Source organism: Candidatus Nitrospira neomarina (assembly GCF_032051675.1).
Lineage (GTDB): Bacteria > Nitrospirota > Nitrospiria > Nitrospirales > UBA8639 > Nitrospira_E > Nitrospira_E neomarina.
This window is the reverse complement of record NZ_CP116968.1, coordinates 1859777-1882018: the sequence shown is the minus strand read 5'-3', so window position 1 is coordinate 1882018 and position 22242 is coordinate 1859777. Positions and strand designations below refer to the sequence as shown.

General features: G+C 49.0%; 19 protein-coding genes. 12 read left to right on the top strand and 7 right to left on the bottom strand.

Going from position 1 to position 22242, the window contains the following annotated elements; translation table 11 throughout:
- Window positions 1–82: 82 nt before the first annotated feature.
- Window positions 83–412 (bottom strand): DMT family transporter, encoded by a 330-nt coding sequence (locus PQG83_RS08350; protein WP_312748441.1) that lies wholly within the window; start codon window positions 410–412, stop codon window positions 83–85.
- A 260-nt stretch (window positions 413–672) separates the two neighbouring features.
- Between PQG83_RS08350 and PQG83_RS08345 the strand changes: the two genes are divergently transcribed.
- The 5 genes from PQG83_RS08345 (at window position 673) to PQG83_RS08325 (ending at window position 5380) form a co-directional block, all read left to right on the top strand.
- Entirely contained in the window at window positions 673–2334 is a 1662-nt protein-coding gene (locus tag PQG83_RS08345) for a tetratricopeptide repeat protein (RefSeq protein ID WP_312748440.1), read from the top strand.
- A gap of 464 nt (window positions 2335–2798) precedes the next feature.
- Window positions 2799–3440 (top strand): helix-turn-helix transcriptional regulator, encoded by a 642-nt coding sequence (locus PQG83_RS08340; RefSeq protein WP_312748439.1) that lies wholly within the window; start codon window positions 2799–2801, stop codon window positions 3438–3440.
- Between the two features lie 241 nt (window positions 3441–3681).
- Complete coding sequence (locus PQG83_RS08335) at window positions 3682–4359, top strand: RNA polymerase sigma factor (protein ID WP_312748438.1); 678 nt, start codon at window positions 3682–3684, stop codon at window positions 4357–4359.
- A gap of 5 nt (window positions 4360–4364) precedes the next feature.
- Window positions 4365–4676, top strand: a complete 312-nt coding sequence (locus PQG83_RS08330; RefSeq protein ID WP_312748437.1) for an anti-sigma factor family protein — start codon at window positions 4365–4367, stop codon at window positions 4674–4676.
- A gap of 128 nt (window positions 4677–4804) precedes the next feature.
- On the top strand, window positions 4805–5380 hold the full coding sequence (locus PQG83_RS08325; RefSeq protein WP_312748436.1) for a thioredoxin family protein: 576 nt from the start codon (window positions 4805–4807) through the stop codon (window positions 5378–5380).
- A 114-nt stretch (window positions 5381–5494) separates the two neighbouring features.
- Here PQG83_RS08325 and PQG83_RS08320 read toward each other — a convergent pair whose 3' ends face one another.
- From PQG83_RS08320 to PQG83_RS08305, 4 genes are all read right to left on the bottom strand, one after another.
- On the bottom strand, window positions 5495–6268 hold the full coding sequence (locus PQG83_RS08320) for a DUF3047 domain-containing protein (RefSeq protein ID WP_312748435.1): 774 nt from the start codon (window positions 6266–6268) through the stop codon (window positions 5495–5497).
- A 118-nt stretch (window positions 6269–6386) separates the two neighbouring features.
- A complete protein-coding gene (locus PQG83_RS08315; RefSeq protein WP_312748434.1) occupies window positions 6387–7937 on the bottom strand; it encodes a mercuric reductase in 1551 nt (516 codons plus the stop codon).
- A 35-nt stretch (window positions 7938–7972) separates the two neighbouring features.
- Window positions 7973–8710: a TVP38/TMEM64 family protein gene (locus PQG83_RS08310; RefSeq protein WP_312748433.1), complete on the bottom strand. Its 738-nt coding sequence runs from the start codon at window positions 8708–8710 to the stop codon at window positions 7973–7975.
- 279 nt (window positions 8711–8989) lie between these two features.
- Entirely contained in the window at window positions 8990–10375 is a 1386-nt protein-coding gene (locus tag PQG83_RS08305; RefSeq protein ID WP_312748432.1) for a dihydrolipoyl dehydrogenase family protein, read from the bottom strand.
- A 96-nt stretch (window positions 10376–10471) separates the two neighbouring features.
- Between PQG83_RS08305 and PQG83_RS08300 the strand changes: the two genes are divergently transcribed.
- Window positions 10472–10666 (top strand): hypothetical protein, encoded by a 195-nt coding sequence (locus tag PQG83_RS08300; protein WP_312748431.1) that lies wholly within the window; start codon window positions 10472–10474, stop codon window positions 10664–10666.
- A 252-nt stretch (window positions 10667–10918) separates the two neighbouring features.
- Here the strand turns inward: PQG83_RS08300 and PQG83_RS08295 are convergent, their stop codons facing one another.
- A complete protein-coding gene (locus PQG83_RS08295) occupies window positions 10919–12868 on the bottom strand; it encodes an ATP-binding response regulator (RefSeq protein WP_312748430.1) in 1950 nt (649 codons plus the stop codon).
- A 715-nt stretch (window positions 12869–13583) separates the two neighbouring features.
- A complete protein-coding gene (locus PQG83_RS08290) occupies window positions 13584–15266 on the bottom strand; it encodes a two-component system response regulator (protein WP_312748429.1) in 1683 nt (560 codons plus the stop codon).
- A 625-nt stretch (window positions 15267–15891) separates the two neighbouring features.
- On the opposite strand from PQG83_RS08290, the gene rpoD reads away from it, so the two are divergent.
- From rpoD to arfB, 6 genes are all read left to right on the top strand, one after another.
- Window positions 15892–17715 (top strand): RNA polymerase sigma factor RpoD, encoded by a 1824-nt coding sequence (rpoD, locus tag PQG83_RS08285; protein ID WP_312748428.1) that lies wholly within the window; start codon window positions 15892–15894, stop codon window positions 17713–17715.
- Between the two features lie 139 nt (window positions 17716–17854).
- Window positions 17855–18529 carry a response regulator transcription factor gene (locus tag PQG83_RS08280; RefSeq protein WP_312642465.1) on the top strand — a complete coding sequence of 225 codons (675 nt, stop codon included), beginning with the start codon at window positions 17855–17857 and terminating at the stop codon, window positions 18527–18529.
- On the top strand, window positions 18526–19980 hold the full coding sequence (locus PQG83_RS08275; protein WP_312748427.1) for a sensor histidine kinase: 1455 nt from the start codon (window positions 18526–18528) through the stop codon (window positions 19978–19980). Before PQG83_RS08280 ends, PQG83_RS08275 begins: the two co-directional genes overlap by 4 nt.
- Before the next feature lie 241 nt (window positions 19981–20221).
- Window positions 20222–21478, top strand: a complete 1257-nt coding sequence (locus PQG83_RS08270; RefSeq protein WP_312748426.1) for a sigma-70 family RNA polymerase sigma factor — start codon at window positions 20222–20224, stop codon at window positions 21476–21478.
- Window positions 21479–21643: 165 nt separating this feature from the next.
- Complete coding sequence (locus PQG83_RS08265) at window positions 21644–21811, top strand: hypothetical protein (protein ID WP_312748425.1); 168 nt, start codon at window positions 21644–21646, stop codon at window positions 21809–21811.
- Complete coding sequence (arfB, locus tag PQG83_RS08260; RefSeq protein WP_312748424.1) at window positions 21795–22226, top strand: alternative ribosome rescue aminoacyl-tRNA hydrolase ArfB; 432 nt, start codon at window positions 21795–21797, stop codon at window positions 22224–22226. The genes PQG83_RS08265 and arfB overlap by 17 nt, the downstream gene beginning before the upstream one ends.
- Window positions 22227–22242 lie beyond the last annotated feature (16 nt).

Here is a 22242-nt window from a genome sequence, read left to right as displayed (position 1 = left end):
ATGAGCCTCATGCTCGTTCTCGCGATCGGCATGCTAGGGGCTTTTCGAATAGAAGTATTGGAATTAAGGGGGGGCGGGCATTCTATACCCGAACGGTGTGGGAAAAGACATGAATGACAATCACGCCCGCGATGATCAACCCCATTCCAATGACTGCCGGCGTATCTGGAATTTCCCGAAAGGCGACTGCACCGACGAGCGCCAGGAGAACGATGCCAACACCTGACCAAATGGCATAAGCGATTCCGACCGTCATGCTTCTCAACACGAGGCTTAACAAATAAAATGCCGCGAAATATCCAATGACAACTAACAGGCTCGGGCCTAATTTGGTGAAACCCTCGGCTGCTTTGAGTGAACTGGTGGCAATCACTTCTGCCACAATAGCCAAAAACAAATACAAATAGGTCATCCTTACAATCCTTTCGATGTCGGCAAATGGCTCTTTTTCGTGAAGGCGGAAGATTTTCCGGCTGGGTAGAGCCTAACGAAAAATGTTGTTGAAACACTATATGGGACAGACCGTGGAGCGTAGTCAATCAGAAATGAAGATGTTCGGCAAAAGTCGCCCGAAAAAACCGGTTGCACAAAATTATCGTTTGCGTAAAAATGCGTATACCAGAATTTGCTCTGCACTGTAGTTCTTCGCTGTAGATGACAAGGAGAAAACATATGAAACCCCATTGGTATGTAAACATGTCATTGGTTCTGGGTATTCTGGCTCTGGTTGGAATTGACATACCTTCCCACAATCATGTCTATGCAGAGTCCGTCCTCCTTCAAGAGGGATTAGGGAAACATCATTTTCCAATCTCCTCCAATGGAGCGATGGTGCAGCGGTATTTCGATCAAGGTCTCATCCTGTCTTTTGGTTTTAATCATGCCGAAGCAGCCAGGTCTTTCCGAGAATCTCAAAAGCGCGATCCCGACTGCGCCATGTGTTATTGGGGTGAGGCGTTGGTCCTCGGTCCGAATATCAATGCGCCGATGGATCCTTCTGTCGTTCCTCAGGCTTTCGCAGCCATGGAGAAAGCGGTCGCGCTGAAGGATCAGGCCACGGAAAAAGAGGCCTCGCTCATTCAGGCGCTGGCGATGCGTTACTCCAAAAAGGTGATGACCGATCGTTCCCCCCTCGACGTGGCCTATGCCGAGGCGATGCGAACTGTGGCACAGCAGTTTCCCGACGACCCGACCATTGGCGCGTTATTAGCTGAAGCGCTGATGGACCTGCATCCCTGGGATTTTTGGAGTAGAGGAGGAGAGCCTAAACCCTGGACACCGGAAATTGTCTCGACGCTGGAGTCCGTGTTAGACCAATCCGCCAGCCATCCTTTGGCCAATCATCTGTATATTCATATCATGGAAGCCTCATCCCATCCCGAGAAGGCTCTTCCCAGTGCTGAACGATTGCCAGCCCTTGTCCCTGGCTCAGGACATCTTGTCCATATGCCTGCTCATATCTATATTCGAGTCGGGCGGTATCGAGATGCGGTGTTGGCCAATCAACATGCTGTGAAAGTTGATGCGCACTATTTGAACCATGCTCACGAGGAAAGTCTGTATACCGCGGCCTATGTTCCTCATAATTCACATTTCCTCTGGGCGGCGGCGATGAAGCTCGGGCAACAGCAGCTGGCGATGCAGGCGGCTCTTGAAACCGCGGCATCCGTCAAACCAGAGATGATGCGCGCTCCCGGCATCGCCGGAACCATTCAACATTTTTGGATTATTCCCCTCTATACCAAAATTGCCTTCGGGCAGTGGTCGAACATTCTCGCTGAGTCCTCGCCTCCAGTGGATTTACGGTATCCCACGGCTATTTGGCATTATGCAAGGGGAATCGCCTTGGTGCGTCAAAATAAACTGGAGGCTGCCCAACAGGAATTCATGAAACTCGCGGAGATTGCCCGTGACCCTGCGGTGGCTAAACTGACGATTCTTGATCTGAATAATATCGCCGATATCCTGGGCATTGCGGAGGCTGTTCTGGCAGGAGAAATTGCGGCAGGTCACGGAAATTATGAGGAGGCGGTTCGGCAGCTGCAACGGGCAGTCGAACTTGAAGACGGATTGAATTATACGGAACCGAAGGATTGGTATCTGCCATCGCGCCAGGTGTTGGGTTCGGTGCTTCTGGAGGCCGGAAGAGCTGCCGAAGCTGAGCGCGTATTTCGAGAGGATCTCCAGGATCATCCTCAAAACGGGTGGGCGCTTTTCGGAATGGAACAGAGTTTACGCGCCCAGGGAAAAACCGATGAGGCTGAAAAAGTCCTTCAGTCGTTTCGCCAGGTATGGAGCGATGCGGATGTGATCTTGACCTCTGCCCGGTTTTAAGCCCATCAGGAGGGGGCAGCGGTTAGCGTCTGTTGGACTCTGTCGCCTTTTCCGAGTTTCAGTTAGGTATTGTTAGTAGGTGGACCCTTCCCTGATTTTGGTTCTGCGGAAGAGGGGCGGTGCTCCGTACGGGCTGTGTGAGCCCGCGGGAGATTTTTCCGAACCGGAATCCGGCTTGAAAAAAGATTGTTCATGAGGAGACTTGTGTTTTCCTTCTTGCATCATGAGGCATAGGCAAGAAAGGCTTCAGTCTTCATGGCTCCATTGCGTTGTGCCGCATCTTCGAAGTTTTCTTCATCCTCCCCCTCTGTTTATTTAAGTTTCTTCTGTCACACTCCGAAAACAGTTCAATAAGATCATTCGTAGCGGTAACGGGGCATCAAGCACCGTGAGTTGTGGCTCCCTTGCAGGCTGTTGGTAGGGGATTTTTACATCGCTGCATAACCTGATCCACGGAGTACACCTTGAGTCGACGATCTATCGGCATTCCTTGTACGACTGTTCCAAAATCCACTCAGGGAAATGGTCTATCCCGGCTCCAGGAAATTGCCGACCGACGATCCATTCCCGGTGTGTTGCTCTTTTCGGGATCCGGAGACGTGCTGTTTATGAATGCCGAGGCAGAAACGTTAAGCCGTCAAATCATGGGAGACGCGTATGATGCCGAGGCGCGAGGTGTGTGGCCTGCCGATGTCTTGGAGTTATGTGACTCCCTTCGAATACTTTTAGCCAATCCCGAGAACCAGTTGGTGGAGGGCCAGCATGAGTTGAGACGAGTGACAGGTGATGTGAAATCGCCCGTATTACTGAGGGGTTTTCCATTAGCGGCCCATACAGAAAAAGATGAAGCCTGTATGCTCATCATCATGGAGAAAATCGGACGGGAACGGCGGGTGGTGTCTAATCAGGCTAAGGAGCAGTATCGTTTGACCAGTCGGGAAGTAGAAATTGTGAAATATATCAGTGAGGGATGGACCAATAAGGAAATTGCTCGACATCTGGAGATTAGTGAACATACGGTAAAAGAGCATGTTCGCCATCTTCTAAAGAAAACGAAAACCACTACTCGAACAGGTATTCTTGCCCAAATCTTTCAGGATACCTAACGCATCCAGGCGGTCCGACCGGCTGCCCTGCTCTCTTCTTCCCTTCAATCTTGCCATCATGGAATAATCCGTTTGACTGTCAATCTGCAGTGCCTGCCTATTTTCTCTATTGGTTCCTCGTGTCTGCTGAGAGGGATGAATCTGCCGGTCGAGATTTCTTTTAAGGAAGCCCTTGATTGTGACTGTCAGGCTAAGGATAATCCTCTGGTCCCCGTTTGGCGTCGCTTGAAATTTTCAGAGGTTGCTCATTTCTCCCTCTCCTCACCATGCGCTCGATAAGCTCAATCTTGATGAGTCAGGGTTGGTGCGGGCTCTTCAAGCTGGTGATGAGCAGGTGTTTGCGTCCGTGATGGATTGGTATTCTGGTTCGTTATTGCGGTTAGCCATGTCCTATGTCCCCAGCCGGGCTGTAGCCGAAGAAGTCGTGCAGGAAACCTGGATGGGGGTATTTGAGGGCATTCAACGGTTTGAGAGCCGGTCATCCTTTAAAACCTGGCTTTTCCGGATTTTAACGAATCGGGCCAAAACACGAGGAATACGAGAGAGTCGCTATGAGCCGTCGGGGCTGAGCACTTCTTCTCCGGATGCCGATGAGAGACCTTCCTTGGAAGACTCGCTTTTTATAGCAGAAGGTTCCGGAATGGGTCATTGGAAAGATCCACCCCATGACTGGGAACCGGATACACCGGAACGGGTATTACTGTCAAAGGAATGCCGAGCAGCGATTGAAACCGCCATTGAAAACCTGCCGGCTACGCAGCGGCAGGTGATGACCTTGCGCGATATCGAGGGTGTCAGCTCTGAGGAAGTCTGTAACATCCTTGAGATCAGTGAGACCAATCAACGGGTGCTGTTACACCGAGCGCGCATCAGGGTGCGCCGAGAGCTTCAACCCTATGTTCAGGGAAAGAACACCTAAGGACAATGGATATAAATCTGAAACACAAACTTATGCGGTATATGGTGGGAAATTTTTCCTGCCAGGAAATCTCCCAACTCATCACCGATTACCTGGATGGGTCGCTGACTCTGACGGAGCGAATTCGATTTCAAATGCATTTGGGACTGTGTTTTGCCTGCCGTAATTTCTTACGTCAGATAAAATACACCATCGCGACTCTACGCCAATTGCCTCCGGAGCCCGTCCCTCAACACGTAAGAGAGGAGCTTCTTGAGCGGTTTCGGGCCTGGAAGCAGCGCTCCCCTCAGTCTTCTGTCAACTCTGAAGTCGATTAGTTCATCGTAGTGATGATCGGTGGCCCCCTTCTCCCTTTCCATCCGATGTGGTAAACAGGACTTCAAATTTTTTGACTGTACTGGTTCGCACGAACCCATCAGTATTGATTAGCCTAAAGGAGTGAACCATGGCCTTGAAAGATTCGACGATGCTTCCGTTGGGGACGCCCTTGCCTCACTTTGAACTACCGGATGTTCGGACAGGTCATATGGTGTCCCCTGAAAGTTTCGTCGGGAAACAGGCCATTCTGGTGATGTGTATTTGTCGACATTGCCCTTATGTCGTTCATGTGCAGGAGCAATTGGCCAAACTCGGTCGAGATTATCAAAAGAAAAATGTTGGCATTGTGGCGATCAGTAGTAATGATGTGAAACGTTATCCTCAGGATTCTCCCACAAGACTGAAGGAAATGGCGGAGGAATTGGAGTTTCATTTTCCCTATTGTTATGACGAATCTCAGGAGGTGGCGAAGGCTTTGACCGCGGCTTGTACACCGGATTTTTTTGTGTTTAATGAAGAACGCAAACTGGTGTATCGGGGACAATTGGATGACAGTCGGCCGGGAAACGGGAAGCCCGTGACCGGGTGGGATTTACGCATGGCCCTGGAGGCCGTTCTGGATAAGAAACCTGTTTTCGTCGCGCAAAAGCCCAGTGCGGGTTGCAGTATTAAATGGAAAATCGGGAATGAGCCGGATTATTGATTCGCAATGTGTGAGGAGGGAACGTGGATGCGTGAGAAGTAGAGCGCAACGATTTCCTTCTGTGGGTTGATCCAGAATTTTTTCTCCTGATGTCTTCTTTTCACTCTTTTCCTCTCATTCTTTTCCGGATTTTTTGAACACAATATCCCCGTAATAGGCGACGGCCGACTCTTTGGTGTTATCCGTGTCGGTCATGATGGCGACTCCTGAGATGTTTGGTGGATCTTCTCCGAATGCTTTCTTGTAATCTTCATAGATATTGCGTTCCTCGGTTACCCATTGGTTCAATTTGGCACTTCCGCTTTGCGTGACGAACATGTAGACCCGGTCCGTATAAGGATTGGGAACCATTGTACCCACCGGACTTTTACTCTCCCAAATATAATTGATGGCTCCAATGGGGGGATATTGGCCATAAATCAATTTGATGGTTTCTAATTTCGCCTTTTCAAAAAACCCGACCTGACTGCTGTCATACTGGAAGGTAATGTAGAGCCGTGCCGGATAGTCATCTCCTGATTTTTGAGCGACATCCCCTTTCTGAAGAATATTTTCGACTTTCCATCGCCACGCAATTACCGGATATTCCTTTGGGTCGATCGAAATCTCCCGTGTCAGGCCGGAGGAGGATTGACGACTGATGGCCTTGACCACCACCTGCTGTTCGTCTTTGACCAGATCATATTGAGTCTGTGCGGGGATGTTGTCAAAGGTCAGCGGCTTCCACCCTTGCGGAAACGGTTCTCCCGGAGTAGCCATGGAAAAGTTGCCGACGACGAGGTGATCGGGGCTTGCGGCGATGCCCGTATTCGAATGGGGCAGGCTCAAGAGTCCGAAGACGAGAGTGAGGACAGAGAAGAATGCGGGTCGAGGTGTGATACGTGTCATGTCTGCTTGCCGATAAACCCTGAGTGTTGTTTGAATCATTTGTTGACCGATTCCGTTCGCTCTAAGCAGTGCAAAGGATCACAACCTACTAGAATTAGGTAATTGATGGGACATGACATTACCGGGTCCACGCAAAGAGTTTGCGGAGGAACTGTTTCTTTCCTTCCGTCAGCGTGGTTTTCCGCCAGGCATTCGCCGACTTTTTGACGACTTCCGCTTGGGTCGGGTAGGGGTGAATGGTGCCCGCGATGGTGTTGAGTCCCAGGCCTCCCTTCATGGCTAGGGTGAATTCACTAATCATATCGCCCGCATGGGCGGCTACGATGGTGGCTCCAACTATTGTATCGGTTCCTTTTTTTACATGCACTCTGGCAAAGCCTTGGTCTTCTCCATCGAGAATAGCCCGATCGACTTCATGAAGAGGAAAGGTGAAGGTGTCGATCGGGATGTCCTTGTCCTTCGCATCCTTTTCATAGAGACCGACATGGGCAATTTCCGGTTGGGTATAGGTCGCCCAGGGAATCACCAGGTGTTCCGTACTGCCGTAACCGAGGCCGAACGGGTGAGGAAACAACGCGTTCTGAATGACGATCTGTGCTTGGGCATCGGCCGTATGGGTGAACTTGAACGGAGAGCAGATATCTCCTGCCGCAAAAATCTTAGGGTTGCTGGTTTGAAGCCGGTGGTTGACCTTGACTCCGGTTTTGTCGAATTCGACGCCGACCCTCTCCAGCTCCAATCCTTCGATGTTCGGACTGCGACCGACGCCCACCAGAATTTCATCAACTGGGATGTCATACTGTGTGCCATGCGAATCCACCACGAGGTGTTTGGCGCCGTTTGCCGAGTGAATGTTCAAGTCTTTTCCGCAACAGAGCAGTTGCACGCCGTCCCGCAACATCGATTGCTCCACGATGTCGGCCGCGTCGCGGTCTTCATTGGGAAGAATGCCATGCATAGCTTCCACCAAATATACCTGACTGCCGAATCGGGCAAATGATTGGGCCAATTCACAGCCAATGGGGCCGGCACCAATCACTCCCAGTCTCTGAGGAAGTTCCGTCAGAGAAAAGATGGTTTCGTTGGTGAGATATTTGGTATCTGCCAAACCTGGAATCGATGGGGCGGTGGCGCGGGCTCCTGTGCAGACGACCGCTTTGGCAAATTGTAATGTCGTTCCATCCACATCGATGGTGCTTGAGCCGGTGAACCTGCCGTTTCCGATAAAGACATCCACTCCAAGTTTGGTATAGCGATGCGCTGAGTCGACATGACTGATCCGGGCCCTGAGTTTTCGCATGCGGGCCATGGCTGCACCGAAATCCTGTTTGACCTCACCGGAAATATGCACACCGAATTGTTCGGCCTCTCTGACGGCGTGCCAGGCTTTAGCCGCCCGTATGACGCCTTTGGAGGGCACACATCCTACGTTCAAGCAGTCTCCGCCCATCAGGTGTCGTTCAATTAGCGCCACTTTGGCTCCGAGGGCTGACGCAATGGCAGCGGTGACCAACCCAGCAGTGCCGGCCCCGATGATGACGAGGTTATATCGTCCGGATGGCCTAGGATTCTCCCATTGGGGCGGATGCACATTGTTGACCAACTCCTGGTTATAGTCGTCATGGGGAAGAACTAAACCGCTATGGGTTGGTGATTGTGGGGTGTTCATCTGAGACCTCTAGTTTAGTAAAGGGGTTCAGTCATTTACGGTTTAGGATTGATGGTTCCGCTTTGAGTCTTCTTCCATTTCTGATAGGCCACCGGCATGAGGGCTAATAAGCCCAGGAGCGTAAAGGCGAGTAAGACCGGTGGGCTGGCAATTTCGCTCAAGGAATTGATTGTGCCCAATTGGCGGCCCGCAAAGGCAAAAACAAAACTGCCCGGAATAATGCCAATGGACGTCGCCAGCACATAGGTGCCGAGGTTGACACGGGTGAGGCCGGAGACCAGGTTCACGAGAAAAAATGGAAAGGCCGGAATAAGTCGAAGCGTCATGAGATAATTAAACGCATTGTTGGCAAATCCTTCTTGAATGGTCCCGAGCCGGTCGCCAAATTTGCGCTCCACCCAATCGTGGAGCAGATAGCGGGCGGCTAAAAAGGCGAGCGTGGCTCCGGCGGTGGCTCCGACATTGACGAATAGCGTACCCATCAGGCTTCCAAATAAGAATCCTCCTGTCAACGTGAGGATCGCTCCGCCTGGAAGGGAGAACGCTGTTTGGAGAATATACACGAGAATAAATACCGCGGCTGCGGTTTCATAATGTGAGGCGGTGTAGGCTAATAAGGTGTCTCGATTTTCCTTTAATGATTCGAGCGAGAGATAGTGATTAAGGTCAAAATAGAAAAATGTACCGATGCCCGCCAACAGAATACACCCGATGAGCATCTTTCCCATCAATGAATTCGGTGAGTCGGCTGGGGTGGTAGACGGATGGGACATGTGAGGCTCCATTATGTGGGTTTTCATGACAATTCTCCAGTCATAGTTTCGGCAATGAGTTCGAGGTATCGCCAATATTCTCGTTGGTCAGGGATAGAGATTTTTGATTCATTGGCCAATTGTCTCGCGGCGTATTTGGCGACATTGAGTTGTAGTCCTGATTTGGGGTTTTTTGTTACGAGGAAGTTTCGAGGGGCAAAGGGGGGCCGTTTCGTTCTGGTTTGGTCCCCGTTTGATTTATCTTCGACACAGGGGCGATCCAGAATGTGCAAAGCCATTCTACATGGGCGATAATTTTCCAATAAGCTCCTCAGCAGGATAGGTAAGAATTTCAGCGAGAGTGGGATGATAATGAGGTATGCGGAGAAGATCGTGGACTGTGCCACGAAAATACATGATGGCAATCAGTTCATGGATAAGTTCAGAGGCTTCGGGTCCGACAATATGGCCACCGAGAATCTCACCAGATTGAGGATCACAGAGCACTTTAACGTGTCCATACGTTTCTCCCAGGCAGAGAGACTTGCCATGGTCGTTAAAGGGGTAAGAAGCGACAAGATAGGGGAGCTGACGGTCCAGGCATTCCCGTTCGGACAGTCCCACGCTGGCCAGCTGGGGATCAGTAAAGACGACCTGGGTTTTGAGGCGGGAATCAAAGTGTTTAGGAGGGAGATTAGGATGAACGGCGTTCCATCCGGCGATTTCACCCTCCTCGATGGCAATATGGACAATTTCATACCCGCCGTTGACATCTCCAATAGCAAAAATATGTGGTTGGGATGTTCTCATGTCCTTGTTGACTAAAATGGCATTCGGTTGATGGGCAACCTGAGCCGCTTCCAAATTGAGACCGTCGATATTTGGGCGGCGGCCGAGGGCCTGGAGGATTGAGGTGGCGGTGACCTCTTTTTTTTGTCCCTGATGGAGGAAGTGAAGGGTTTTCTGTCCACCGGACGTGCTGAGATATTGGATTTGCGTGTTGGTATACATTTTCATGCCTTCGGCCTGAAGGTGTGCTTCAACCGGCCGAACAAGGTCTACGTCCGAGTCCGAGAGAATGTGGGCACTTCGTTGAATCAGAGATACCATGACTCCGATGCGGGAAAAAAATTGGGCGAATTCCAATGCGACCGGCCCCCCGCCCAGAATAATCATCGATTCAGGCAGGGTTTCAAGTTCTAATGCCTCATCGCTGGTAAGGTATCCTGCTTCTTTCAATCCTGGAATAGGAATGTGCGACACCACAGATCCAGTGGCGATGATGTAGGCCTTCGCGGATAGCCGATGCGGGCCGGCTTGGATGGTCGTCGGCGAAACAAAATGTGCATGTTCCTGGTAGAGGGCAAATCGAGGGTGTTGGAGTGCTTGAATGCGATCTTCAGCAAATTCCTTGATTAACCGGTTTTTTCGCTCAATGATGGCTGCGAGGTTCACTTGAAGGTTCGTTGAGTGAAGCCCGAATTCCGAAGCTCGACGGATGAGCGCCGCGAGATCGGAGGAGCGGAGAATGGCTTTGGTGGGCATGCATCCTCGTAAGATGCAGAGACCACCCAACGGACCTTGATCGACAATGCCGACATCGGCTCCTTCCGCCTGAGCGGTGCGAGCGGCCGCATAGCCTGCCGAGCCCCCTCCAATAATGATGAGGTCATGAGAATGGGTCATGTGGAAGCCTTGTTTTGATGGATGAATTGAGCATATTCACATGGTCGAATTCCGAGTAGGAGTTTGTAGCATGAACGGTTCAAGGAGGAAAGGCAGTTGTCGGACGGCCTGCGTTCCGTGTCCTTCGGTATTGACTGGCGTTATTTATTAAATGGCTGTGTAGCGACTTCCGTTCTTCTGGCTTCCCTACGAATTCGATCATCCCATGGCGCTCATGTGAATTTGACGCGCGTTGATCCTACCAGTCTGGATTGGATGGAAACCGTTGAGTCGATTGATCAATCCTTGTAGATCGAACCGGATTTTTGGAGGCGGCAGTTTAATGCTCCATGAGCGCTGCATATGCCGGATCAACTTGAGGAAGAGACTCGACAATTTCGACAGGCAGGGGAGGTGGATTTTCAGAATACGGCAATGGTCAATTCTGTCTTGTATTGAAAACATCTGGAACTGTCCTCGACCCTTGAACGCCACCAAAGCGTAGGCTGTCTTTTTTAGTAGTCATGCGAGCTGGAAGATGGTGGAGCTTGGAGGTGGGCCTCCCTACAGGCCAGGCTTATTGGGGGACGTCATTTGTTTCTGCCTGATCTCTTCGACTTTGGCGATGAGAGTTTCCACTTGATAAGGTTTTTGAATGAACGCTGCCATGTCCGGGTTGAGAAATCTTTTCATCGCTTCTTCCTCGGAATATCCACTTGACAAAATAACCGGAATGGTTGCATTAAGCCCTTGGATGTGTTCGAGGAATTGTTGACCGTCCATATTGGGCATAGTGAGATCTAAGAGCACGACCATAATTTCGTGTTGATGTTGCTCGAAGACATGAATGCCGATTTGTCCATCAGAGGCGACTAATGTTTGCAATCCCATTTCTTCAAAGATCATCGAACAGGCCACCCGAACGTCTTCTTCGTCATCAACCACCAACACCATGGGTTTTTTTTGCAGTGAGGCTTCCTGTGTGGGAAATGAGAAGACCGGTCGTTTCTTTGCTGAAGTATCGGGGGTGGTGGCGGGGAACAGTAATGTAAATTCTGTTCCGACATCTGGTTGACTTCGGACGGCAATGGTGGCGCCATGGGCCTGAGCGAGTCCAAGAAGGGCTGCGAGTCCAAGCCCTCGCCCAGGAAGTTTGGTCGAAAAAAACGGGTCAAAAATTTTTGGGATTGTCTCCGAGGTCATTCCGCACCCGGTGTCCTGAATGGTCAGGGCAACACTTCGCTTATCCGGGAGCTCTCCAATCACATACCAACTCTGAAAATTCTCTATTGCAGGCTCCCATTCGAATGTCCGGATGGTGATGACTCCATCTCCTTCTCCATAAGCTTCTGATGCGTTTATCACAATATTTATGATGATTTGGCGCAATTGAGCTTGATCGGCTCGAATGGGGGGAAGGGAGGGGGCAAGATCGTATTCGAACGTTAATCGTTTTGAAAGGGTTGCCCGGAGGAAAGGAGTCATGTCCTCGAGGAGCTTTGGAAGATTGATGACTTGAAAGTTTAGGCGGGTCTGTCCGGCAAATGCCAACATTTGATTGGCCAATTCCCCACCCCGAAGACCGGCTTTTTCAATGAAGTCCAAGTGTTCCCGAGCCGGAGCGTCGGGAGGAAGAGCGCGAAGAGCGAGGCCGGAGCGGGCTACAATAGTCATCAGGAGATTATTGAAATCATGAGCGATTCCTCCGGCGAGCACTCCCAAACTTTCCAGTTTTTGTGAATATTGGCGTTCAATTTCATGACGGCGTCGTTCGTCTTCGGCCCTTCGCTGTTCTGTCACATCCCTGAGGGAGGCCAAATAGGCGGGTTCTTCATCCCACTCAATAGGGACAACTCGCATTTCTACAGGAGTCGGTTGTCCGGATTCGCCCATGATGCCTATTTCCGTCGTCTGGTTTGCAGAGATCGGGAAACCAAAGGGGGATCGGGTGAGTTGTTCGGATGTCTTTTGGAAGAGCCGTTCTGCTGCAGGATTGGAATAACGGATCAGTCCGTCATGTCCCACAACAAGGATCCCATCGCTGGATGATTGCAAAATGATGCTGGCCTGACGTTCAAGAGAGCGTATGCGAGGTATGCTGATGACCTGCTCGATCGCTTGCTCTATATGATGCCAGAGGAATCTTTCCGTTAGGGTGTTTTTGTTGAAATACTCTTGTGCGCCAAATCGAATGGCCTGACTTGCAATTTCGTCGTTACCGTATCCGGTGAGAAAAACGATGGGAGTTTTCCACTGTGAGTGCGGTCCCCGTACTTTCGCCAAGAATTCTAATCCGGTCATATCGGGCAATTGGTCATCCAAAAGCAGACAGTGAGGGGGGGAGATCCTGCAGGCTTCCCATGCCTGGGTTCCTGTATCCATTTCTTGAATGTCGACGCGAATTGAGGCGGTGCGCCGGATCCATTGAGTATAGGTGGATCGGTCACTTGGGCTATCATCGACGATAAGAATTCGGAGAGTGGTGAGCTGAGGTTTTTCAACACGGCTTGGCATGGTTGACGGCGATCCCCTGAATGAAAGTGAAACAACTAAGATGGAGAGGAAATGCAAAAATGCATTCGTCAGGTAATAGCACCGCCCTCCATCCCCGCGGGATTATTCAGTTGGTGTTCTTTGCCCAGTTTCGAGTGGATGCCTAATGTAAACCGGTATTTTTTATCTTTACCATGGGTTTAAATGGGTAATCGTTTTCAAAAGGTTTCACAATATAACTGTTGGCCTCTTCCTAATTCTACACTTCGAAGGCGCATTCGTCCGGTGAGATGGGTAGCGTGGTGAGGATAATCATCCGCATGGGAGCCGTTCCGCCAGGGTGTTTGACCATTTTTTTCAATAGTGAGTCCGGGACCATTTCTGGCTCCGAATTTATTGGCTGTGCAATCGCTCCAATTTTCGAAATTAGTAATGCGGTTGGATCTGAGTAATACTGATGTAACGATCCCAATAAGGATGGCCTCGGTCACGAAAAAATTGAGCGCTCCATACCAACGCCGAGAGGTGGCATGAATATTAGAAAGCCTTGACCCCTCTTCTTAAATCAGCCCTCAATCAGGACAATTAGGAAAATCTGCAAAAAACGAGAGAATTCAGAACGAAATTGATATACAACAACCGATTGGGAAATTCAGAATGAAGAGTGAAAACGGAATACCAGAGAAAGGATGCCCGAATTTTAAGGGCCGAGAGAGAAGGTGTGAGCCAACTGTCTTTATGACATGTGCACCATGTGCTGGGTGCTTTCATTGGCGGGGAGTGGCGGCGCGATCCAATACCCTTGCATCGCATCGCATCCATATTCTTCCAGGAAATCGACTTGTTCTTGTGATTCCACTCCTTCGGCAATGACTTGTAGCCCCAGGGCTTTGGCTAGAGAGATGACGGCCATGACGATAGCGGCATCGTTAGTACTGTGTGGGAGATTTTGAATGAGGCTTTGGTCAAGTTTGATGCCGTCTATGGGAAATGACTTCAGGTATCGAAGCGAAGCATACCCTGCTCCAAAATCATCAATGTACAGGTGAATGCCCATGGCCTTGAGTTCACGGAGAGTCTGGATGGTTTCTTCTGTTTCATGAATCAGAAACGTTTCTGTCAGTTCCAGTTTGAGATTTTCCGGGTCTAGATGTGAATGGTTGAGGATATCTTGCATGAGTGCAGGGAGATTTCCCTGATGAATTTGTCTGGCTGAGAGGTTTACGGCGACATGAGGAGCCGGAAACCCCTGCTTTTCCCAGTATTTGGCTTGTTTGCTGGCTGTACGTAAAACCCACTCCCCAATGGGAATGATCATGCCATTTTCTTCGGCTTGGGGAATGAACTGATTCGGCCCAATAAGGCCTTGGTAGGGGTGATGCCAGCGCAATAAAGCTTCCATGCCAATGACTTGCTTGGTGCAAAGATTCATTTGTGGTTGATAGTGGAGGAGAAATTCTTCTTTGGCCAAAGCTCGACTAAGTTCCATCTCAAGCGTGGAGCCATCGAGGCCAGCTGTTTTCATGCCGGCGGTGTAAAATTGATGGGTATTTCCTCCCTGGGCTTTGGCTCGATACATTGCGGCATCGGCATGAGATAAAAGTTCCTGGGGATTGGCGCTATCCCACGGGTAGATGGTGATCCCGAGGCTTCCGGTCACATGCAGTTGGTGCTGCTTGATGATGACGGGTTGAGCCAGTAGGTGAAGAATACGTTGTGCAACAGATGCCACATCCTCAATCGACACAATTTGTTCCAGAAGGACGGCAAATTCATCTCCTCCTAATCGGACACCTGTGTCGATTTCTCTGATACATTTTTTGATGCGTGCGGCCACGGTTTTGAGTAAGGAATCCCCACAATCATGGCCGAGCGTGTCATTGATGTCTTTGAAATGGTCCAGATCCAAAAACATCAGAGCGATTGCCGTATCGTTCCGATGACAGCGAGCCACCGCACAATTTAATCGTTCATAAAAAAGGCCTCGATTTGCGAGTCCTGTCAGATGGTCGTAATGAGCCAACTGGGTAATGCGTTGGGTGGCTCTCTGGCGTTCCATGGCATAGCGAAGGGCCCGGCAGAGAGTCGAACTGCTGGTCTGGCCTTTGATTAAATAGTCCTGGACTCCACTTTTCACGGCTTGAATCGCCTGGTCTTCTTCCTCCACGCCGCTTAAAATCAGAATCGGGGCATCAGGGCAAAACTGCAGGAATTGAGGAATGGATTCAAATGATTTGCCGTCAGGAAGATGCGAGTCCAGAATAATGGCTTGAAACTGATTTTGTTGAATAAGGTCGAGAGCATCACTAAGAGAACGACTATGCTTCAAGGTAAATTGGTTTTGGAGTCCTTCTTTCAGCATATTTTTGATAACCAACGCTTCTTTTGGGTTATCTTCAACCAACAAAAGTGAAATCATGATTGCGGCGTCCCCATTTCAGCTTATTCCTGCGTCCAGAGACTTTTAGATTGGAGAAGAGGGTCCTAAGTTATCTTGTCGGACATAACAGTATTTTCTTGATAGTTTCTGTATATTTTGTCCATTCTAGTGAGCTAGGGCCAGTATTCGATTGCCTGCTCGTATCGTTAAAATAATTTAATAAAAACAACCATTTACTCATGATTTGAGGGCGCAATTTTCAATGAATTTTCCAGATAATAAAGTAATAATAAAGTAAGTCTTATATACTAGGTTATTTGTTATTTACTTAGATTTTTAACTTTACTTTATAGTCGGAAATTTTTTATAGTGTTATCAAATTGCGCCTTGTATTTTTTACCTTCGAATTTTTTAACAATAGGTCTTTTTCCTGGTTTCGCCTCAAAGAGGATATGACGTACTTAGTCTATGGACTGAGGTGCGACTCCTCTCTAAATCTTTATTAAAGATAGCACACCATTCTGCATTCTGATGCTAATGTGGTCCATTGAGAAAAAGGACGAGAGAAGAGCGATAGGTTCCTCCTATTGAGAGGAATACCATCGGTTCAGTATAAAAGTGGTATGATTTGGGTTAAGCTATTAATTTTGAAGGAGCTATGTTAATGGGGAAGACAGCGTCATTGCCGGAGGTGATTCAGCGTTTAATTGAGATTGGCAAGCCCAAAGGGCATGTCACCATAAAAGACCTAACGCACATTCTCCCTGCCGATCAGATTACTTCTGATCAATTACATACGATTTTAAGTGAGTTGCACGAAGTCAATCTTCAAGTGATCGATCCTTCTAAGCGGACGGCCTCCCAGTTGGCAGCTTTAAAAAAGAACGCGGGGCAAGAGGATTCAGATGATTCCGATGAAGAAACGGATTCTTCCTTGGATATTGATTTGACCCCAGGTGAACCTACTCGTATCGATGATCCGGTCAGGTTATATTTGAAAGAAATGGGACGGGTGCCATTGCTCACCCGTGAAGGCGAAATTGAACTTGCGAAACACATCGAAGAAGGGAAGCGTGAGTTGGCATGTGCCGTCTATGGCATGCCGTTAAATATCCATTACCTGGAATCACTCCACGACCAATTAAAGCTTGAGGAGATCCGTGTTCGAGATATTGTGCTCTTACAGGAGACCCTGGAGGATGAGGAAGTTGAAGAAGAGGCCATGGCCAGCGAACAGGAGGATGAGGAGCTCAGATTCCGCACGCTAGAGAGTCTGGCAACGGTTCGAAAGCTTGGGCGTGGGTTGCTTTCCCTTTACACCCAAAATCGGGACGGCCAAACAACGAAAAATTCAAAGGCACAACTTGAGAAGCGCCGGATGAGTTTGGCCGATCAATTTGTGGATCAAATCGAAGCCCTTAATCTGCATCAGCGGGTTAAAGATCAAATGTTAAGACGTGTTAAAGACATTGGTCAGGAAATTCGATCAGTTGAAATGATGACTGCCCGTCATACGAAAAGGCTTGGGCTTGCTGGGCAGGACGGTATTCAGGTGATTGGGAAAAAATCACGTGCTACCACAAAGGGAAGTTCCCTGAGACGCAAGCAACAATTGACCCCGGAAGAAATTGAAAAATTAAAACAAGAAGTTGAAGCGGGGAAAGCTACTCTCTTGCGCCTTCAGAATGAGGTGCTGGGTATGCCGATGGAAGAATTTACGGCTGCTCTGACTATTCTGGAGACCGCTGAGGAAAAGGTGAAGCGAGGGAAGGCCCAATTGATCGAGGCTAATTTGCGATTGGTGGTCAGTATTGCGCGAAAATATACAAATCGAGGATTGCAGTTTATCGATTTGATCCAAGAAGGCAATATTGGATTAATGCGGGCTGTCGATAAGTTTGAGTATCAGCGCGGATATAAATTTAGCACCTATGCAACGTGGTGGATCCGACAGGGTGTAACACGTGCCATTGCGGATCAGGCCCGTACTATCCGTATTCCGGTACATATGATTGAGGCCAATACAAAATTAGCACGGACGGCAAGGCAGTTGGTGCAACAATTAGGACGTGAACCTACCCCAGAGGAAATTGCCGAACGGATGGGCTTAACTCCTGAGAAGGTCCGCATGATGTTGGATATTTCCAAGGGAACCATTTCTCTTGAAACGCCGATCGGGGAAAAAGAGGATAGTCAGTTAGGGGATTTGATTGAAGATAAAAATGCAGTCTCTCCCATGGATGCGGCAAACCGTTATGATCTGCAACGTCAGATTGCGAATGCCTTGGGCGTGCTGACCCCTCGCGAAGAGACTGTGATCCGAAAGCGGTTTGGGATTGGTGATAGTACCGACCATACGTTGGAAGAAATTGGCCAAGATTTTGACGTGACTCGTGAGCGGATTCGCCAGATTGAGGCCAAAGCTTTAAAGAAGCTTCGTCACCCGAGTTGCAGTCACAAGCTTCGGAGTTTGGTGGATCATCTTTAATTTGAGTAAATGATAAATGGATAAGGCCCCGTCATGGATATGACGGGGCCTTTTTTTTTACCATATCCTTTATTCTCGCTTCCCTCATTTTGTGTTCCCCTTCTCGGTCCGGGTATGGAGATGGTAAGCTTTTCCTAAGATGCGAATTTTAGTCGTGGAAGATGAACCAAAGGTAGCTTCCTTTATCCGGCGTGCGCTGGAGGAGGAAAGCTATGCGGTCGATGTATGCGCAGATGGACCAGGAGGGTTGGATTGGGCTCAAGCCGTCAATTATGACTTGATTGTTTTGGATTTAATGTTGCCGGGATTGCCTGGATTAGAAGTGCTTAAACGTGCTAGGGCTGCAGGCGTCAAAGCTCCGGTGCTTATTTTAACGGCTCGTTCGGAAGTAGACCAACGGGTTAAGGGGCTAGATGCGGGGGCTGACGATTACTTAACGAAGCCCTTTGCGATCGAAGAATTGCTCGCCAGAGCTCGAGCGCTCCTTCGTCGAGCTGGAGGGGCACCAACCGGAATTCTTCAGGTGGATGATGTGATATTAAATCCTGTTACTCGAGAGGTGACTCGTGCTGGCCAGCGACTTGAGTTCACAACTAAAGAGTATGCGCTCTTAGAATATTTAATGCGAAATGCCGGGCGGGTGTTAACGCGGTCCATGATTACGGAACATGTGTGGGACTTGGATTTTGATACGTTTACAAATGTGATTGATGTGTATATTAGCTACTTGCGAAATAAAATCGATAAAGGACGAGAACGAAGTTTAATTCAAACGGTTAGGGGGAGCGGATATATGATGAGGTCGGACGGGTGAAAACGACCTCGATTCGAGTTCGATTAACTTTGTGGTATGGATCTGCATTAGCTCTCATTCTGGTTCTTTTTGCCGTGGCTTTATATTTGGTGATGTCCCGCGCACTTCGGGAACAGGTGGATGCCTCGTTGGATGAGGCTGCTGCTGTGGCGATTCGAACGTTGGGGGAACATCGGTTTGGCCCGTTCTTGATTTTTGAAGATTTATCTCAGGACTTTCCTGAGATTGCCCTTTTGGATAAATTTTTTCAAATTTTTGGTCCGGCGGGGCAAGTGACGATTCAGTCGGCTAATATTCAAAGCCGAGAGATTCCATTGAGTCAGACATCGTTCCGTGCCTCTCTTGATGGAAAATCAACGTTTGAATCTGTCCAATTTGAAAAAGGGGTTCCACTGCGATTGCTGTCGGTTCCTATTCGTCAAGATGATCAATTGGTGAATATCTTACGTGTTGGGACATCCCTTTATCCTACAGAACGAATGTTGCATCGGCTCTTAGCCGGTCTCTATATCGCCTCTCCTTTGGCCTTACTAGTATCTTTGGTCGGAGGGTGGTTTTTGGCCGGACGGGCGTTGCGTCCGGTTCATGCTATTACGCAAGCGGCTCAACGTATCGCGGCCGGGGATTGGACCCAACGAATTCAAACTCCCCATTCCAACGATGAAATCGGACAATTAGCCTCGACCTTTAATGACATGATTGGACGGTTGGAAGTGTCGTTCCGGCAAATCCGGCAGTTTAGCGCGGATGCATCACATGAACTCCGAACACCCTTAACCATTACAAAAGGGGAGACTGAGTTGGCGTTGCGGCGACCGCGTCAAGCAGAAGATTATCGGGCGGTGTTGGAGAGTAATTTGGAAGAGATTGACCGCATGAGCCGGATTGTGGATGAGCTCTTATTTCTATCACGCGCCGATCTTGGAGAAATTAAGCTCAAGATGTTTCCAGTCCAGTTGGACGATTTAGTGCGAGAAATCCAGCAGCAGGCCTTGGTATTGGGCCAAGAACGGAATATTCACACGGTGCTCGAAGCCATTGAGCCCGTCGTTGTCCAGGGAGACGATCTGCGTTTGCGGGAATTACTTTTAAATCTGGTTGACAATGCCGTGAAATATTCTCAAGAAGGACAAACAGTGGAGCTGTCTTTAATTGTTGCCGGAAACCAGGGAAAACTAGTGGTTCGAGACCACGGTATTGGTCTTGCCCCTGAGGATCATGGCAGAATTTTTGATCGGTTTTACCGGACGGATGAAGCGCGTGCTCATGCGGCAAAAGGGACAGGATTGGGTTTGGCGATATGTAAGTGGATTGTGGAAGTTCATCATGGGACCATTGAGGTTCAAAGTGTCGTTCATGGTGGTTCCTGTTTTACGGTTTTCCTGCCTTTGGCTCCCTCCGCGGCGAAAGTGAAAGACACAAACACTTCTCGCTCTATTAAAAATTTTTAATTTTCCCCTAATTTCTCTTTCATCTCTGGGTGGTACATTTCCCTTGTACTAGCAAATCTTAAGGGAGGCGACATTTGACCGGGCATGACGGAAAGTGAAACTCCTTTTGCCAGAAATTGAGTCCTTGGTTGAATTGAAGGGCACATCTGGATCCTTTCCCATCCTGGTTGATCTGCCTGGACAAATTCATGTACCGGCCAAGGCTTGGGCTCTAACCCTGTAATGTTCGGAGGGGGAATTCATGATCACACTTCAAACGGCTTCACAATTCACGGAAACACAGAAAAATCACACATCGACTTTGCATAAGGGCCGATCGAAGAAGCGGACTCCAGTAAGGTATCGAAATTCCATAAACCAGATGGATATGGATCAGGATCAGGATCAGGAGGAGAGTTCAAAATCCATTGCTGAACCAGGATCCGTAAATTTAGAATCCATGTATTTTCGAGGGTTTCGCTCTCGCCCACTTTTGAAAGCTCAGGAGGAATTGGCGCTTGCCACCCAACTCTATCAGGGAACGGCCGATCTTCGGGTATTGTTACAGCAGGCTCTAGAGCTTTCCAAAGGGCTGAGTCCACAGCCTGAGGTTGAGTCGCTTCAAGAAGAATTGACGAAATTCAAAGAGCTCAATGGGTATTCGGCTCCGGTGGTGGAAAACATCCTGGAGTGTTTGTCTACCATCGAGTCTCTCTCAGCGATGTCTGGCAAGGCAGGACAAAAGCTCAGTCGGCAGTTTGGAGAAATCCGTCGGTCGATTGGTGAAGTCCGAGTAGATATCGAAGAACCAAAAGATGCCTTAGTCCAACGGAATCTTCGTCTGGTCGTAGATGTCGCGAAACGATACTTAGGGCGAGGGATGAATTTTCTGGACCTCGTGCAAGAAGGGAATATTGGACTGATGAAAGCGGCGGAACGCTTTGACTACACCCGTGGGTTTAAATTCAGTACGTATGCCACGTGGTGGATTCGTCAGGGTATTTCGCGAGCGGTTGCCGATCAAAGCCGGACCATTCGTGTGCCGGTGCATACGAATGAGGCATCCACCAAAATCGCCAAAACTGCGCAGCGTCTCGCGCAGCAATTGAATCGAGAACCTACCTTTGAAGAAATCGGCCAACATCTGGATATGACGGGCGATAGGGTGAAAGAAACGATTGAAGCGTTTCAGGAACCCATATCTCTAGATGCACCATCCGTTGATGGAGAGACTGAATTAGGAGAATTAATCCCTGATCTGGCGTGCCAATCTCCAGACGAAGAAGTGTCCCGTAAATCAAATGCCCAATGGTTGAATCAGATTTTTCAGGTTTTGACTGCTCGCGAGCAACAAGTCATTCGTTTGCGCTTTGGTATTGGAGTGGATGAAGCTTGGACTTTAGAGCAGGTAGGGCGGTCCATGTCCGTGACTCGTGAACGAATTCGTCAAATCGAGGTTGTGGCATTAAAAAAGCTCAAAGAGTCCCATGTCAAGGCCATGCTGGCTGAAATTCAGTGAGTTATTTTGGAAAAGGTCAAATTGTACAGGAGATAGTCCCATGCTAACAGATTGACGTAGAGGTTCAAAAAGTGGAAGATTTTGAAAGGCAGGAATCTTAAGGTTCCTGCTTTTCTTTTTTTGGGTAAGACTTCCCCATTTTGGTTTCTCGAGAGTGATTGAGGTGTGCCATCATTTCGCGGGGAAATATTCAAGGCAGTGAAGGTTGAGGGCATAGGGCTTATTGATTGGTATCAGCAGGGAGACTCGGTGTTGTGGGAATATTCCCTCACCGAGACACAAGAAAAAAAACCGACTCGTTTTTACCGGAACCAGTATGCCAATTGTGATTAATTCCCATCTTTGCCTTCCTGATTCTGATGTGCGATTTTCGGCTGCCCGAAGCGCAGGTCCTGGTGGTCAACATGTCAATAAGGTGAATAGTCGGGTCATTTTAGAGTTTGATGTCAAGCATACTACCGTTCTGAGTTCCTATCAAAAACGAAGAATTAGCGAAATGGTAGGACAACGGATGAATCAAGAAGGGGTTCTGAGGTTGCAGGCTCAACGGCATCGCACCCAGTCGGCCAATCGGGCTGATTTATTGGAAAGGTTTGTAAAAATTCTGCAGGACGCCTTGCGTCCCGAAAAACCCCGGGTTGCAACCCGAGTGCCGCACCGGGTGCGTGAGAAGCGTTTGGAAGAGAAAAGACTTCGCACTCGCGTGAAGCGGGTACGACAAAACCCCAAAAACTTTGACGAAACGTAACAATTTGAAAATTTTG